We start from the raw sequence: 15,785 nt of genomic DNA on the forward strand, positions 1-15,785 counted from the left end.
TGGACCTGCTCAAACTCCACCTCGAGAACGACCGCTGACGGCCGCCGCGAAGGCGGCACCGCACGCCGGAGGCCCGGACCCCACTCCGCTGGGTCCGGGCCTCCGCAGGGGCCACGTCAGGAGCCGTTCAACCGCGCACGAAGGAGTTGCTTGCCCAGTTCGGCGCCCTTGCGGCTGTCCGCCTGGGCCTTGCGGAACAGGTCCACGATCTCGGTGTCCTTCTCACGCTCGGCGTCCTGGATGTAGGTCTCCAGGCGCAGCGCGTTGTTCAGACACGCCTCGACGTACCAGATCAGGTTGTAGTCCTTGTCCGGCGTACCGGTGACACCGCCGGTCTCCGTGTTGCTGGTCATGCGGGCCTCCTCGTCCACTGGAGCCGATCGGGTACCCGTCACTCGCGAGATCACACGACCGGGACGAGCACTCGTCCCGTGCGGGAACACCGGGCCGAAACTCGAATAGATCAGCTCAAACGCCACGCCTCGCCACCCCTTCCGCCACGTAGAAATATCTACCAGCATTCAAATGCCGGGTCGGCGGGCCGCGGACGGTCCGCACCCGGCGTCAGCTTTTCCTGCGCCCTGTCGGGCCCGAACGACCATCCGGAGCGGGACATGAGCGATGCGATGTGGGGATACGGCGTGGAGTGGCTCGCGGCGGCGGCTTCCAACCCCCGGGCCTGCAAGCGGGCCTGGGACCAGGGTGAGGGCATCGCACTGCTGGAGGCCGGCCGGTTCTGGGACGTGCTCAGCGTGCCCGACCGGCTCGGTCTGCTCACGCTGGACCTGCTGTGGCAGCCGGACCTGCCCGTTCCAGGGCCGACACTCGTCGACACCGCGGCCCACAGAGTGGGCTTCTTCCTGCCGCCCGAGCCGGGCAGCCGGTGGATCGGCGCCGGTCTGCGGCACGCGGGCAAGGGTTCCTGGATCGCCGTACCCCCGCCGTACCGGCCCGGCCGGTTCCTCGAGTGGCTCATCCCGCCCGACGGCACCGGCTCGCTGCACAAGCCCATCATGCTGGAAACGGCGCTGCGTCAGGCGCACGGCAGGCTGACCGTACTGGCGCCGGCCTGCGGCGACTGAGCGGTCAGGGCCGTTCGTCGCCGGCCGCCCGTTGCGGGGCCGGTGGGCGGGCGAAGGACACCCAATGCACGTCCGGGTGGGCGGGCAGGGTCCGCCCCCGGGCCCGCCATTCCGCGACGAGCCCGGCGTAGATCGGGGCGCGGCACCAGGGGCCGTGGGTCGGTTCGGCACAGGGGCCGGGAGTCGTATCGCTCCCGGGCGTACCACGCAGCGCGAGGGAAGTTCGGTCCATGCCGGAGCAACGGCGGGCCCGCTTCGGCGGTACGCGCGCGCTCCGGCGCCCACCGGGTCGGGTGAGTGCGCCCCCCCGTTCGGCCGCATCGACTCATCTTCTCGTCGACTCGTCCGACATTCCCATGGGAGCGACACCGCGCCGGAGACCTCTTTGATGTCCCATTGGGACAGGAGTCCCAACGAGTCACATGTCCCAATGGGACATCACAGGGTGTAGCCTCGCCCCATGAAGGCAACGGAGCCCCCCGCCGCCCCGCCCGGCGGCGCCCCCGAGGACCGACGGCAGCGCAAGGCGCGGCAGACCCGCAACGCGCTGGCCGCCGCCGCCCTCGAACTGATCCTGGAGCGTGGCCTGACCGCCACGACAGTGGAGGCGATCGCGGAGCGGGCCGACGTCACGCGCCGCACCTTCAGCCGGCACTTCACCGGCAAGGAGGACGCGGCCCTCGACTTCGTGCGCGGCGACGGCGATGCCATCAACGCCCTGCTGCGCGCCCGCCCCGCCGCCGAACCACCATTGCTCGCCTACCGCAGGGCCGTACGGCAGTGGCTCGCCGACGAGGCGAACCCGGCCTGGCACCTGCGCCCGGAGATGCGGCGCCTGCTGGCGTTGCTCGACCGCGAGCCCGCCCTGTTCGCCGCCTACGAACGCATCCGGGTCGACGCCCAGGAGGAGTCGATCCGTGTCATCGCCGAGCGGCTCGGCACCGACGACGTCCGAGACGTGCGCCCGGCCGTCGTGGTCGACGCCGCTGCCGGCGTCCTCACCGCCGCGCTGCGCCTGTGGGCGCGCGGTGCGGCCGACCACGACCTGGGAGCCGGCGATCTCGCCGCCCTGGTGGAGCGGGCCTACGACGCCCTGATCTCGGAGGCCGCGTCCGCGACCGCACTACCGGTGAGCACAGCATGAGCACCACCGTCCCTGGGCAGTGCGCGGGGGTGAGTCCGCTCACTGGCACGCCCCGAACGGTCTTGGGCGCACTGGTCGTCCGCTTTCGCATCCGGGCGGCGACACGGATCCTGTCCGTGGTCCGATCCCGGAAGGGCGGAGTCCCTCACGACCTGGCCTGTGGATGCGGCCAGAGGCGACGGGGAGGCCCTGAACCATCTCTCTGGTGGAGCAGGGGCCCCGCACGCTGGCGCCACACCCGGCGCGTCCCAGTTCGCGCTTACCACGCTACCCCGGCCAGTCCATGCCACCGCAATTCCGCAGGCCGAGCATCACACGATCGAGTTAAGCCGTCCTTGTGCGACGGCTTCTTCTACTCGATGCGCTACGACTTCCCGTCATCGAGGCGGGCGGCAAGGGCGGCGCGATCGTGAACGTCGCCTCCATCCTCGGCTCGGTCGCCTTCGCCGGCTCGGGCGCGTACGTCGCCGCCAAGCACGGTGTGGTCGGGCTGACGAAGACCGCCGCCGCCGAGTACGCCGCGAAGGGCATCCGCGTCAACGCGGTCGGTCCCGGCTTCATCGAGACGCCGCTGCTCAAGAGCATGGACCAGGCCGCCTACGACGGTCTGGTGGGCCTGCACCCGGCCGGCCGCCTCGGCCGGTCCGAAGAGGTCGCCGAGCTGATCGTCTTTCTGCTGTCCGAGCGGGCCTCGTTCGTGGCCGGCAGCTACCACCTGGTCGACGGCGCCTACACGGCCGTCTGAGAGAGGAATTCCGTCATGAAGGCACTGCAGTACCGCACGATCGGCGCCCCGCCCGAGGTGGTGACCGTTCCCGATCCAGAACCCGGCCCCGGGCAGGTCCTGTTGAAGGTCACCGCCGCCGGCGTGTGCCACTCCGACATCGCGGTGATGAGCTGGCCCGCCGAGAACTTCCCGTACGACCTTCCGCTCACCCTCGGCCACGAGGGTGTGGGCACGGTCGCCGCGCTGGGCGCGGGTGTGACCGGGGTGCGGAAGGGCGACGCCGTCGCGGTCTACGGCCCCTGGGGCTGTGGGACGTGCGCCAAGTGCGCGGAGGGCAAGGAGAACTACTGCCTGCGCGCCGAGGAGCTCGGCATCCGTCCGCCGGGGCTCGGTGCCCCGGGCTCGATGGCCGAGTACCTGCTCGTCGACGATCCCCGGCACCTGGTGCCGCTGGACGGGCTCGACCCGGTCGCGGCGGTTCCGCTGACGGACGCGGGCCTGACGCCGTACCACGCGATCAAGCGGTCGCTGCCCAAGCTGGTGCCGGGGTCCACCGCGGTGGTCATCGGCGCGGGCGGTCTCGGCCATGTCGCGATCCAGCTGCTGCGCGCCATGACGCCGGCCCGCGTGATCGCCCTCGACGTGAGCGAGGACAAGCTGCGGCTCGCCCGTGAGGTCGGCGCGCACGAGGCGGTGCTGTCCGACGCGCGCGCCGCGGCCCTGGTGCGCGAACTCACCGGAGGCGTCGGAGCGGAGGCCGTGTTCGACTTCGTCGGCGCACAGCCCACCGTGACAACGGCCGGTGCCGTCGCGGCCGTCGAGGGCGATGTCACTCTCGTCGGCATCGGCGGTGGGGCGCTGCCCGTCGGCTTCGGCAGCCTGCCCTTCGAGGTGTCGGTCAGCGCACCCTACTGGGGCAGCCGCAGCGAGCTGATCGAGGTGCTGGCGCTGGCCCGCTCGGGTGCCGTGTCGGTGCACACCGAGACGTTCTCCCTGGACGAGGCCCCACTCGCCTACGAGCGGCTCCACGAAGGCAGCATCAACGGACGTGCGGTGATCCTCCCCCACGGGTAACCCTCGACACCCGGCCTGCGCAGCGAAATTCAGACGCGCTGCACGGAATCGGACAGGAGCTGGGCAGCGCCCTGACCGCGCCGCCCGCGCTGTTCGACCGTTTCCCGACATGGCGCTCGCCGTCGGCGACGACGAGCTGCGGCAGGTGCCGTCCTTCATCGCCTTCGGCCGGCAGGGGATTCCGCTCCGGCTGCACGGCTGAGCGCTCGCCGGGGCGCGACCGGTCCCCCGTTCCGGTCGTGCCCCGGCGGCCCGTCGAACTTATGTGTACGACGGACGGGTTGTGAATCACCCGTGTGCCCGGTGCACGGCCCGGAGGGCTCACCCGTGCACAGGTGAGTCCGGATAGTCCGCTTCCTCCCGGCGAAGGACCGGCCGGTCGAGGTCTCCGGCCGCCATGTGGGCCAGGACGACTTCGTAGAGGTCGCTGCCCGCGGCCAGGAGCCGGCGTTCGAGGACCGGTTCGGCGCTGCGGACGTGGTCCCGCACGGTCTGCGGGTGGACGCCGATGGACTGCGCGGCCCGTTCGGCGTTGCCCCCGACGGCGAGCCAGGCGCGCAGGGTGCGGCGCAGGTCGCGGGCATCCGTGTCCAGGCGGCCCAGGAGGTCGTGCGCCCAGGTGCGCAGCGCGGGGCCCGCGAGCAGGTCGCCGAGGCCGGCCTGGGCCGCCCGCGGAGTGGCGCCGTCCACCGGGAGGCAGACCTGGGTGTTCAGCGCCAGGTGGACGGCGGCTCGGACGGTGAGCGCCGAGAAGTCCGCGCCCAGCAGGGCTTCCACGCGTTCCATGCGAGCGCGGACGGTGTTGCGGCTGACGCCGAGGACCTTGGCCGCGTTGACGGCGGTGAACTCCAGGCCCAGCCGGGTGGTGGCGAGCAGCTCGGCACGGGTGTGGTGTGGCAGGGCGTCGAGCGGGCGCAGCAGCGCCGACGTCCAGGTGCGCAGGGCGGCCGGGTCCATCAGACGTTCGGGGTGGGTACGTTCGGCGTACACCGCAGCCTTGTCCGGGCGGAAGCGGGCGACGGCGAGGGCGCTGACCGCCTGCCCATAGGCGGTGGCGGTCCGGGCGAGGCTCTGCCGGGTGCTGCCGCCGAGGTAGGTGTCGGGACGGCCGGCGATCAGCTCGCGCAGTTCCCTGCCCGTGGCTTCGCGGGGCGTGACGACGATGAGGTGGGCGTCCACGGCGGGGCAACGGACGACCAGAGCCTGCTCCCCGGTCGCGGCCAGGCACTGCTCGGCGAGTTCGTCGCGCTCCTCGGCGCAGCCTTCGACGACGTAGACGCTGGCGCTGTCGGTGTCGAGCAGGCCGGGCCAGAGTCCCGCGGCGACCCGGCGCGCGGAGACGGTGTCCTCCACCATCAGCAGTTGCAGGATGGCCAGCCGCAGATCGGCGGCGGCACGCCTCAGTCGGCGTCCGGTCGTGGTCGTCCGGTGGGCCCTGAGCAGGACTTCGAGTACCCCGGCGGTGTGGGTGACGATGTCCGAGGCGCGCCGGTCGAAGGGGGCGGTGCGCGCCACCGCCAGCAGGCCCGCCGACGCGTGGTGCTGTAGCTCGACCCTGACGAGCCGCAGATGGCGGCCCTGCCCCTCCCAGGCGGCAGAGGCGATGCGTCCGGCGACGATGTCGGCGGCCAGGGACTCGTCGAGGGGGGTGGGAGGTCCGACAAGGAGGGTGCCGGTGTCGTCCCGCAGCAACACGGTCGCGTCCACAGCATCGGCGAGCCAGGCGACGACCTTGCGGACGTCGCGTCCGGTGGGGCGCAGATGACCGAGAAGCTCCTCGGCCCAGGTCGAGGTGCCGCCGCCCGTCATGTCGGTCTCCCCTCCTTCTGCCACTGACCTCGGCTTTCCTGGTCGGTGACGTTACCTCACCGCCTGGCCGGCCCTGGCGCGGCGCCGCCCGTGGCAGCGGGTACCACGGGCGAGGCCTTCCGATGCGTGGCCGGATCGGCCTGCGCGGGGTCCCGCTCGCATCGGCATAAGCTCGTCGGATGGCGAAGTACTACGACGTGCACCCCGACAACCCGCAGCCGCGCACCATCGCCCAGGTCGCCGAGAGCGTCCGCTCGGGCGCGCTGATCGCGTACCCGACCGACTCCTGCTACGCGCTCGGCTGCCGGCTGGGCAGCCGTGACGGCATCGACCGGATCCGGTCCATCCGCCACCTGGACGACCGGCACCACTTCACGCTCGTGTGCCAGGACTTCGCGCAGCTCGGTCAGTTCGTGCGAGTGGACAACGACGTGTTCCGGGCGGTCAAGGCGTCGACCCCGGGCAGTTACACCTTCATCCTCCCGGCGACGAAGGAGGTGCCACGCATGTTGCAGCATCCGAAGAAGAAGACCGTGGGCGTGCGCATCCCCGACCACGTCGTCACCCAGGCCCTGCTCACCGAGCTCGGTGAGCCGCTGCTGTCCAGCACACTGCTCCTGCCGGGCGAGGACGAGCCGATGACGCAGGGCTGGGAGATCAAGGACCGGCTGGACCACGTACTGGACGGCGTGGTGGACTCCGGGGACTGCGGTACCGAACCGACGACGGTCGTCGACTTCTCCAGTGGCGAGGCGGAGATCGTACGGCGCGGAGCGGGAGACATCACGCGGTTCGAGTGAGACCGGCCGCCCGCCGCGCCCGGTCGAGCGACCGTCGAGCCCGGCTGCCGCGGTCCGTGCGGCGGAGGGCCGTTCACTGCGGACCGGACGGCGCGTGAAAGCCTGATCCCGACCCGGTCCGCCGGGCCGGCGAGTTGCTCGCCGTCGACCGCACAGAGAGAAGCACTCCCCATGACCTCCGTACAGGGAACAGCCGTGGACATCGCCACGGAGGACGGCACCGCCGACGCCTACCTGGCCCGTCCCGGTGACGGACTGCCCCGTCCGGGCGTCCTGCTGTACCAGGACGCCTTCGGGCTGCGCCCGCACCTGAGGTCGATGGCGGACCGGCTCGCCGCGGCCGGTTACACGGTGCTGGTGCCCAACGTGTTCTACCGGCACGGGCGGACGCCCGTCTTCGATCTGCCCGAGTTCATCGACCTCGGCACGCGCCCGGAGATCTGGCAGCAGATCGCCCCGGTGTTGCAGGCGCTGACGCCGGAGCTCGCCATGCGGGACGCCGGCGCCTATCTGCGGTGGCTGGCCGACAGCCCGCTGGTGGCCGACGGGCCGGTCGCGGTCACCGGCTACTGCATGGGCGCCCGGCTGACGCTGCGCACCGCGGGCGCGTACCCGGAGCGGGTGGCGGCCGCGGCCGGCTTCCACGGCGGGCAGCTCGCGACCGACGCGCCCGACAGTCCTCACCTGGCGGCCGAACACATCACCGCCGAGCTGTACTTCGGCCACGCCGACAACGACCCGTCCCTGCCCCCGGAGCAGATGGCGCGCCTCGAGGAGGCACTGACCACGGCCGGTGTCCGGCACCACTGCGAGGTCTACCCCGGCGCACACCACGGTTTCACCCAGGCCGACACCGCCTCGTACCAGAAGGAGGGCGACGAGCGGCACTGGGCGGCGCTGCTGGACCTGCTGCAGCGCACCTTCTGATCCGGCGACGCCCGCGGCCGCCTTGGCCGCCGCGGGCACCCTCGCCCTCCTCATTGACATGCACGCGCCCGGATGCAACTTTGAGAGCGCTCTCAAAAAGGTACGGACCAACCCCACAGCTGTACCCGCACGGAGGTGGAGAGTGCTCGGAAGACTCAGGTTCAGGGCAGGCGCGGCGGCCGGAGCGGCCACTCTCGTCGGCTCGCTGCTCACGCTCGGAGCACCGGCCGAGGCAGCGGTGCCCGCCACGATCCCTCTCAAGGTGACCAACAACTCCGGCCGTGGCGAGCCGGTCTACGTCTATGACCTCGGCACTTCGCTGACGACGGGCCAGCAGGGCTGGGCGGACGAGAACGGCACGTTCCATCCATGGCCGGCCGGCGGCAACCCGCCGACCCCCGCGCCCGACGCGTCCATCACAGGACCGGCGGCCGGGCAGTCGAAGACCATCCGGATTCCCAGGTTCTCGGGCCGGATCTACTTCTCCTACGGACAGAAGCTCGTGTTCCGGCTCACGACCGGCGGCCTGGTGCAGCCGGCCGTGCAGAACCCGAGCGACCCCAACCGCAGCATCCTGTTCAACTGGTCGGAGTACACGCTCAACGACTCAGGCCTGTGGCTCAACAGCACCCAGGTCGACATGTTCTCCGCGCCCTACGCCGTCGGCGTCCAGCGGGCCGACGGCGGCGTGAGCAGCACCGGGCACCTCAAGTCCGGCGGCTACAACGCGTTCTTCACCGCGCTGCGCGGACAGCCCGGCGGCTGGGCCGACCTGATCCAGACGCGTTCCGACGGGACCGTCCTGCGTGCGCTCTCACCCGGATACGGACTGGAGACCGGAGCACTCCCGGCGTCCGTGATGGACGACTACGTCACCCGTGTCTGGCAGAAGTACGCGACGACGACACTCACGGTGACGCCGTTCACCGACCAGCCGGACACCAAGTACTACGGCCGGGTCTCGGGCAACGTCATGAACTTCACCAATGCCTCCGGCACGGTCGTCACCAGCTTCCAGAAGCCGGACGCGGACAGCATCTTCGGCTGCCACAAGCTGCTGGACGCCCCCAACGACGCGGTGCGCGGCCCCATCTCCCGCACGCTGTGCGCGGGCTTCAACCGCTCCACGCTGCTGGTCGATCCCGACCAGCCGGACACCACGACCGCGAACTACTACCAGGACACCGTGACCAACCACTACGCCCGCAAGATCCACGCCCAGATGGCCGACGGGAAGGCGTACGCGTTCGCCTTCGACGACGTCGGCAACCAGGAGTCGCTCGTCCACGACGGCGACCCCCGGCAGGCGTATCTGACGCTGGATCCGTTCAGCTGAACTTTCGCGGCTGAACGGGACATCCCGCACGCGGAGGGAGCCCGCGTGCGGGATGTCGTTGGATGGCGGGGTCAGCTGGTCGTCACGGCGGTGTCATCCACGACGAAGCTGGTCTGCAGGGAAGAGTCCTCGGCACCGCTGAATTTGATGCTGACGGTGGTACCGGCGAACGAGGACAGGTCGAAGGTCTTCTGGGTGTACCCCGTGGCCTTGTTGAGGTTGGAGTACGTCGCCAGCGTGGTCGATCCGGCGGTGACCGTCAGCTTGTCGTACTGCGTGCTGGTGGTGGTCTCCGCGGAGTCGACGTGCAGGTAGAAGGTGAAGGAGGCCTTGCAGCCGCTGGGGATGGTCACCGACTGCGAGAGCGTGTCGGTGTGCGTGGAGCCGTAGCCGTCCAGCCAGGCCTTGTACGAGCCGCCGTGGGCCGCCTGGCTGCTGGAGTTGGTGATGACTCCGCTGGTCGCGGTCCAGGTGGTGTTGCCGGACTCGAAGCCGGGGTTGCCGAGCAGCTGCGTCGAGGTGCAGGTGCCGCCGCCTCCGGAGGAGCTGACGGTCCAGGTGAAGGATGCCGTGCCGGTCGCGCCGGTGCTGTCCGTCACGGTGACGGTGGTGCTGTAACTGCCCGCCGTCGTCGGGGTCCCGGTGATCGCCCCGGTGGAGCTGTTGATCGACAGGCCGGTGGGCAGGCCGCTCGCGGCATACGTCAGGGAGCCGCTGTTGGTGCTGCTCGCCGAGATCTGCAGGCTCACCGCGGTGCCGACGGTGGAGGACTGACTGCCCGGGTTGGTGACGGTCACGCCGCTCGTCGGCGGGGTGACGTGGCTGCCGACGTTGATGCCGGCGAAGGCGTTCGCCACCCCCGCGTACTGGGTGGAGCTCGCGCCGTACAGCGCCGTCGCGGCGTTCAGCGCGGCGGTGCGCGCGCCCGCGTAGTTGGTGCTGGACGTCATGTACGTCGTCAGTGCCTTGTACCAGATCTGCAGGGCGGCGGCCCGGCCGATGCCCGCGACGGCGACGCCGTCGGAGGTCGGGCTGTTGTAGGTGACACCGTTGATGGTCTTGGTGCCGCTGCCCTCGGAGAGCAGGTAGAACATGTGGTTCGCGGGGCCCGAGGAGTAGTGGACGTCCAGGTTGCCGACGCCGGAGTACCAGCTGTCGGCGGAACCGCCGTCCTTGCTGGGCTTGTCCATGTAGCGCAGCGGGGTGCCGTCGCCGTTGATGTCGATTTCCTCGCCGATGAGGTAGTCGCCGACGTCGTTGCTGTTGTTCGCGTAGAACTCCACGCCGGTGCCGAAGATGTCGGAGGTGGCCTCGTTCAGCCCGCCGGACTCGCCCGAGTAGTTCAGGCCCGCGGTGTTGGAGGTGACGCCGTGGCTCATCTCGTGGCCGGCCACGTCGAGCGAGGTCAGCGCGTGGGTGCCGCCGGAGCCGTCGCCGTAGGTCATGCAGAAGCAGCTGTCGTCCCAGAAGGCGTTGACGTACGCCGAGCTGTAGTGGACGCGCGAGTAGGCGGCGACGCCGTCGTTCTTGATGCCGCTGCGCCCGAAGGTGTTCTTGTAGAAGTCCCAGGTCATCTGGGCGCCGTAGGCGGCGTCCGCGCCGGCGGTCTGGGTGTTGGATCCGGATCCGGTGCCCCAGACGTCGTCGGCGTCCGTCATCAGGGTGCCGGTGCCGGAGGTCCCGTTGTTGAGGCTGTACGTCTTGTGACCGCCGCGAGTCGTGTCGTACAGCTGGTACGTCGAACCGGACAGCGTGGTGTTGAGCGTCACGGAGCCGCTGTACTGGGTGTTGCCGGTACCGGTCTTGATGTCCTGGAAGCTGCCGAGCTCCGCACCGGTGGTGGCGTCGGTGATGACGTGCAGCCGGCTGGGCGTGCCGTCGTCCTGCAGACCGCTGATCACGGTCTCCCAGGCGAGCTTCGGGGTGCCGCTGCCGGCCCAGATCACCTTGCGGGCGCTGTCGGTGGCGGGCTGCTGGGCGTCGAGGGACCTGGCCGCCTTCAGGGCCTTGGTCTCGGCGGCCGCCTTGGTGAAGGTCGCAGTGGTGGAGGACACCTTCACCGTGCGCTTGTTGTTGAAGGTGGTGCTCACCGTGCCGGAGGCCTGCGAGGCCGGCGGCGTGTGCACCACGAGGTCGCCGCCGAGGACCGGGAGACCGTCGTAGGTGCGCTCGTAACGCGTGTGGACGGTGCCGTCGTTGTCCTTGACGACGTCCTTGACGACGAGCTTCTCCTTGGCACCCAGGCCGAGACTCTGCGCGGTCTCGGTCGTCTTCTGCGCGGCGCTCTTGATCAGCGCCGTGTGCTGGGCCGGGGTGAGATCGGCCGGGAGGGCCCCGGCGCGCAGAGGGCTGGGGTGGGGGGAAGCGGGCTTCGCCGACGCCGGTACGGACTGGATGCCGACGGCGAGGAACGCGGCGGTGGAGAGCAGGGCTGCTCCTACCGCGGTCCGCTTGCGGGGGATGCGTCTCACTCGTTCTCCTACTGCTGCGGCCACGGGGCGCGGCCGGTGACAGACCGGGCAGACGGGTGTGCTGTCCGGGACGAGCCGAGTTGTGCGGGACCGTTGCTGCGTGCAGGGGCGGTGCCGGTTCTGTGCAGCGGTAGGGCGAGAATGACAGTGTTGACCGAGCCATGTCAGCTAGGTCAGGGGCATTCGAGGGGCATTCGAGGGTTATCCCTCTGTGCACGTGAGGCGATCGCGGCAACCTCCGCGGCTTCCTGGCAAGCCTTGGAGCCGGTCTGGTCATGGGCGTGGCGGTTTCCGGAATGCACCGCACGGCGATGGCCGCCGTCAGCGTCCATGTGCACGGAACGACGGGTTCCTGGTCCGGTGACGCGCCCACCTCGCGGCTGCTTCCCGCTGCTCGTCGGCCCGGACATCTTCCTTGTCCCCGTTCCGCACAGGATGCGCAGGTCGTCGTCGGGCCGGCCGACAGCACGCAGCCGGCGCCTGATGTCGTCGGCGAAGTCCAGCGCGTCGTCGAAGTCGTTGCCGTGCGCGGAGAAGATGACGTCGGCGTATCGGGCGGCGAAGTCGCGGGCCCCCGACAGTGTCAAGGGCGCCAGTTGTACGCCACGTTCAGTTCTCTTCGCCGGGCGGCGTCCGCGGCAGCGGATCTGCAGGGCGAGGAGCGAAGGGCCCGGCGGCCTCCTCCCGGTGGGCCGTTGGGCCCGAACCGTTCCAGGAGGTCCGGGTGGCGGCGACGGTAACGGCCGTTCCTGGGCGGGCCGCCGACCGCCCGCAGCTGGATCGTTGCTACGGTGCACCGATGTCTGACTCCTCACGCGACACAGCCGAAGGCGCCGGCTGGGGCACCGCCGAACGCGGTGAGTACACGCAGCTCATGCCGGCCAGGGTCGAGAAGTTGTCGTGGCTGAACCCGGGGACGCTGTGGGCCGCCCGCAACGGCGTACTGGCCTCCTGGTTCGGCGATCCGACGGGCCGCACGCGCAGCCGCTGGGCGGCCCAGCGGGCGGCGGCCGGGGCACCCGCCGACAAAGTGATCCGGCGCGACGATCCGGAGCGGTTCTCCTTCATGGTCATCGGCGACACCGGCGAGGGCGACGAACCCCAATACGCCGTCGTGCCAGGCTTCCTGAAGGCAAGTCAGGACACTCGGTTCGCCGTCATCGCCAGCGACGTCATCTACCCCGTCGGCAGCGCCGACGACTACGACAGCAAGTTCTTCCGGCCGTACCAGGACTACCGGGCGCCCATATACGCGATACCGGGCAACCACGACTGGTACGAGGACCTCGGCGCGTTCATGCGAGTCTTCTGCGACGACGCCCCGCCCCTGCCCGCCGAGCCCGCGCCGCGCCCCCTGACCCGGGCCTGGCTGCGGCAGCTGCTGTGGCACCGGCCGCGTACCGGTGACGGTCAACGTCTGGACGAAGCACGGAAGTTGCGATCCTCGGTCGACCAACAGGCCGTGCAGCCCGGCCCGTACTGGGCGATCGACGCCGGACCGGTGCGGATCATAGGTATCGACACGGGTCTGCTGGGCACGATCGACGCCGAGCAGGGCGCGTGGCTGCGCGAAGTCTCCCAGGGTCCCCGCCCGAAGATCCTCATCACCGGCTCGCCCCTGTATGTGGACGGCGAGCACCACCCCTGCCCCATCGACGGCGGCGGCACGGTCGACGACATCGTCCGCGATCCCGACCACCACTACGTGGCGGCGATAGGCGGCGACATCCACAACTACCAGCGCTACCCGGTGGACGTGGACGGCCGGACCGTCCAGTACGTGGTCTCGGGCGGCGGCGGCGCGTTCATGCACGCCACGCACACCATCCCGCGCATCTCCGTCGCGAACGTCGGCGAGCAGGACTTCCGTTGCTACCCGCTGCGCGGCGACTCCCTCGCGTTCTACAGCCGGCTCTACGGCCGCCGCCTGCGTCTGCGCCGCTTCTTCACCCTCACCGAGGCCGAGGCGACCGCCGTGATCGCCGAGCGGCTGGGCATCACTCCGGCCCGCGCCCCGGGCCCGTCCGCCCGCGTCACCTGGCGCACCCGCCTCGTCGCCAGTCTCCTGGGCGCGGGCGGCCGCCCCGACCGGACCTCCCGGTTCCGCCTGCCCGTGCGGAAGATCTACACCCAGCTGTTCTCGCCGGGCTCGGCGACATACAGCCCGCCGTTCTTCAAGTGCTTCCTGCGGCTGGACGTCACTCCGGACGCGCTCCGGCTGCGCTGCTTCGCGGCGACGGGCAACCGCGCGCAGGAGGCCGACCCGCCGGTGGAGGACGAGGTCACCATCCCCCTGGTCTGACCGGCCGCCGGGCCGACCGCCTGCGACAATCAAGACAGAGAACCGGTGTACGGCCGTCAGGGCCGTCGACGACGGAGGAGCCCGTGCCGCCCACCTCACGCCCCCTGCGCAAGCTGGGCTTCCTGACCATCGGACTGTTCGACGAGGCCGATCCGCGTCGCGGCCACGAGTCCACGCTGGAGATCATCGAGCTGGGCGAGCGGCTCGGCTTCGACAGCGCGTGGGTACGTCACCGCCATCTCCAGTACGGCATCTCCTCCCCCGTCGCCGTCCTGGCGGCGGCCTCGCAGCGCACCAGCCGCATCGAACTCGGCACCGCGGTGATCCCGCTGGGCTGGGAGAACCCGCTGCGCCTGGCGGAGGACCTGGCGACCGTCGACATCCTGTCCGGGGGCCGTCTCAACCCGGGGGTCAGCGTCGGTCCACCCATGCACTACGACCAGGTCAAGAACGCTCTGTACCCGGACACCGCGGACGCCGAGGACTTCGGCTACGAGCGGGTGGAGCGGCTGCTGGACTGCGTGCGCGGCAAGCCGGTCACCGGCTTCAGCGGGGTGGAGGGCTTTGAGGTGTTCTCCGACCGGGTCCAACCACACTCCCCGGGGCTGGGCCGCCGCCTGTGGTACGGCGGCGGCAGCGGGCGCTCGGCGCGGTGGGCCGGCGAGCACGGCATGAACCTCCTCACCAGCAGCGTGGTCAAGGCCGAGGGCCCGGACGAGTCGAGGGACTTCGCCGAGATCCAGCTGTCCCACATCCGCGCCTTCCGCGCCGCCCACCCCGATGGCGAGGACGCCCGCGTCTCCCAGGGGCTGGTGGTCATCCCGACCGACTCCGCCACGCCCGAACAGCGCGCGAAGTACGAGAAGTTCGCGGCCGAGCGCACCCCGCGCACCGCCGCACCCCAGGGCCCGGCGCGCCTGATGTTCGCGCCGGACCTGGTCGGCACGTCCGACGAGATCGCCGAACGCCTGCACACGCACGCCGCGTTCCGCGAGGTCGACGAGGTGGCGTTCGCGCTGCCGTTCACCTTCGAGCACGAGGACTACGTGCAGATCCTCACCGACATCGCGACGAAGCTGGGCCCTGCGCTGGGCCGACCCGCCGCCTGAGTCACCAGCGCCCCACCTCGGTCCCGGCCACCGGCTGCGAGGGCCTGCCGTCCACGCCGACCGGTACGTCACCGGCGAGCATCACCCGGTGCATGGTCCGAGGGAAGCCGAGGTGGGCGTTGTCGCTGGGCGCCAGATGGATGGTGGCCCGGTTGTCCCAGAAGGCGACGCTGCCCGGCTCCCAACGGAAGCGGACGGTGTACTCGGGCCGGACGGCCTGCCCCAGCAGCATGTCCAGGAGCGCCCGGCTCTCCGCCCGGGACACATCGGTGATCTGCTCGAGGTAGTAGCCGTTGACGTACAGCACCCGCTCCCCCGTCTCCGGGTGGACGCGGACCAGCGGGTGCACGGAGGCGACCTGGTGGTCCAGCAGATGACGGACGTAGGCGTCGTCTCCCGGGCGCGGCTGGTAGCCGACGCCGAGCCGGTGTTCGGCCCGCAGTCCGTCCACGAACGCGCGTACCGGTGCGGACAGTCCGGCGTACGCGGCCGCCAGGTTCGACCAGGTGGTGTCGCCGCCGTAGGGCGGTACGGTCTCGGCGCACAGGATCGTCGCGGCCGGCGGATCGATGCGAGCGCCGTGGTCGCAGTGCCAGCCGCGCAGCAGGGTGTGCCGGCGCCGCTGGAGCCACTCGTCGTGCTCCATCCCGAACCGCCCGCCCAGTTCCAGCCGGTCGGCGGTCGTCTCGATCTCGGGGAAGCCGGGAGGTGACGCGCTCCCCCGCTTGCCCAGCACGACCGGCTCCCCGAACCGGCGGGCGAACGCCACGTGCCCGGCGTGATCGAGCCGCTGCCCCCGGAAGAACACCACCTTCCAGCGCAGCACCGCCGCCCGGATCGCGGCCACCTGGGCGTCGTCGAGGCCACCGGCCAGGTCGACGCCCTCGATCTCGGCTCCGATGTACCCGGCGACCGGTTTCACCTCCACGCCGGCGGCCCGCATCGCCTCGTCCGTCGTACGGCTGTCCGTCGTCATGCGCACTCCGCAGGTCGGCAACATCACC

General features: G+C 70.9%; 12 protein-coding genes and 3 pseudogenes. 11 read left to right on the forward strand and 4 right to left on the reverse strand.

The window, feature by feature from the left end:
• Positions 1–116 precede the first annotated feature (116 nt).
• A complete protein-coding gene (locus tag ACFY16_RS30585; RefSeq protein WP_390650419.1) occupies positions 117–353 on the reverse strand; it encodes a hypothetical protein in 237 nt (78 codons plus the stop codon).
• Positions 354–614: 261 nt separating this feature from the next.
• Between ACFY16_RS30585 and ACFY16_RS30590 the strand changes: the two genes are divergently transcribed.
• The 5 genes and pseudogenes from ACFY16_RS30590 to ACFY16_RS30610 form a co-directional block, all read left to right on the forward strand.
• On the forward strand, positions 615–1,082 hold the full coding sequence (locus ACFY16_RS30590) for a hypothetical protein (protein ID WP_390650420.1): 468 nt from the start codon (positions 615–617) through the stop codon (positions 1,080–1,082).
• Between the two features lie 460 nt (positions 1,083–1,542).
• Positions 1,543–2,226, forward strand: coding sequence for a TetR/AcrR family transcriptional regulator (locus tag ACFY16_RS30595; protein WP_390650421.1), 684 nt, complete (start codon positions 1,543–1,545; stop codon positions 2,224–2,226).
• 341 nt (positions 2,227–2,567) lie between these two features.
• Positions 2,568–2,971: pseudogene (locus tag ACFY16_RS30600) on the forward strand (SDR family NAD(P)-dependent oxidoreductase); the annotation flags it as partial.
• 15 nt (positions 2,972–2,986) lie between these two features.
• Positions 2,987–4,027 carry an NAD(P)-dependent alcohol dehydrogenase gene (locus ACFY16_RS30605; RefSeq protein WP_390650422.1) on the forward strand — a complete coding sequence of 347 codons (1,041 nt, stop codon included), beginning with the start codon at positions 2,987–2,989 and terminating at the stop codon, positions 4,025–4,027.
• 68 nt (positions 4,028–4,095) lie between these two features.
• Positions 4,096–4,229, forward strand: a pseudogene (locus ACFY16_RS30610) (cytochrome P450); the annotation flags it as partial.
• 119 nt (positions 4,230–4,348) lie between these two features.
• On the opposite strand, the gene ACFY16_RS30615 reads toward ACFY16_RS30610, so the two are convergent.
• The gene (locus ACFY16_RS30615) at positions 4,349–5,836 is read right to left on the reverse strand and encodes a helix-turn-helix domain-containing protein (protein WP_390650505.1); all 1,488 of its coding nucleotides are present in this window, start codon (positions 5,834–5,836) and stop codon (positions 4,349–4,351) included.
• 179 nt (positions 5,837–6,015) lie between these two features.
• On the opposite strand from ACFY16_RS30615, the gene ACFY16_RS30620 reads away from it, so the two are divergent.
• From ACFY16_RS30620 to ACFY16_RS30630, 3 genes are all read left to right on the forward strand, one after another.
• Complete coding sequence (locus ACFY16_RS30620) at positions 6,016–6,636, forward strand: L-threonylcarbamoyladenylate synthase (protein WP_390650423.1); 621 nt, start codon at positions 6,016–6,018, stop codon at positions 6,634–6,636.
• Positions 6,637–6,807: 171 nt separating this feature from the next.
• On the forward strand, positions 6,808–7,563 hold the full coding sequence (locus ACFY16_RS30625; protein WP_390650424.1) for a dienelactone hydrolase family protein: 756 nt from the start codon (positions 6,808–6,810) through the stop codon (positions 7,561–7,563).
• A gap of 142 nt (positions 7,564–7,705) precedes the next feature.
• Positions 7,706–8,899 carry a glycoside hydrolase family 64 protein gene (locus tag ACFY16_RS30630; RefSeq protein ID WP_390650426.1) on the forward strand — a complete coding sequence of 398 codons (1,194 nt, stop codon included), beginning with the start codon at positions 7,706–7,708 and terminating at the stop codon, positions 8,897–8,899.
• Positions 8,900–8,970: 71 nt separating this feature from the next.
• Here ACFY16_RS30630 and ACFY16_RS30635 read toward each other — a convergent pair whose 3' ends face one another.
• Entirely contained in the window at positions 8,971–11,370 is a 2,400-nt protein-coding gene (locus tag ACFY16_RS30635; protein WP_390650427.1) for a M4 family metallopeptidase, read from the reverse strand.
• A 236-nt stretch (positions 11,371–11,606) separates the two neighbouring features.
• Here ACFY16_RS30635 and ACFY16_RS30640 point away from each other — a divergent pair.
• From ACFY16_RS30640 to ACFY16_RS30650, 3 genes and pseudogenes are all read left to right on the forward strand, one after another.
• Positions 11,607–11,790: pseudogene (locus ACFY16_RS30640) on the forward strand (hypothetical protein); the annotation flags it as partial.
• A gap of 379 nt (positions 11,791–12,169) precedes the next feature.
• A complete protein-coding gene (locus ACFY16_RS30645) occupies positions 12,170–13,672 on the forward strand; it encodes a metallophosphoesterase family protein (protein WP_390650428.1) in 1,503 nt (500 codons plus the stop codon).
• An 83-nt stretch (positions 13,673–13,755) separates the two neighbouring features.
• Positions 13,756–14,781, forward strand: a complete 1,026-nt coding sequence (locus ACFY16_RS30650) for an LLM class flavin-dependent oxidoreductase (RefSeq protein ID WP_390650429.1) — start codon at positions 13,756–13,758, stop codon at positions 14,779–14,781.
• A 1-nt stretch (position 14,782) separates the two neighbouring features.
• Here the strand turns inward: ACFY16_RS30650 and ACFY16_RS30655 are convergent, their stop codons facing one another.
• Positions 14,783–15,757, reverse strand: a complete 975-nt coding sequence (locus tag ACFY16_RS30655; protein ID WP_390650430.1) for a TauD/TfdA dioxygenase family protein — start codon at positions 15,755–15,757, stop codon at positions 14,783–14,785.
• Positions 15,758–15,785: the final 28 nt, after the last annotated feature.

Origin of the sequence: Streptomyces sp. NPDC001315 (assembly GCF_042896175.1) — a bacterium.
GTDB lineage: Bacteria > Actinomycetota > Actinomycetes > Streptomycetales > Streptomycetaceae > Streptomyces.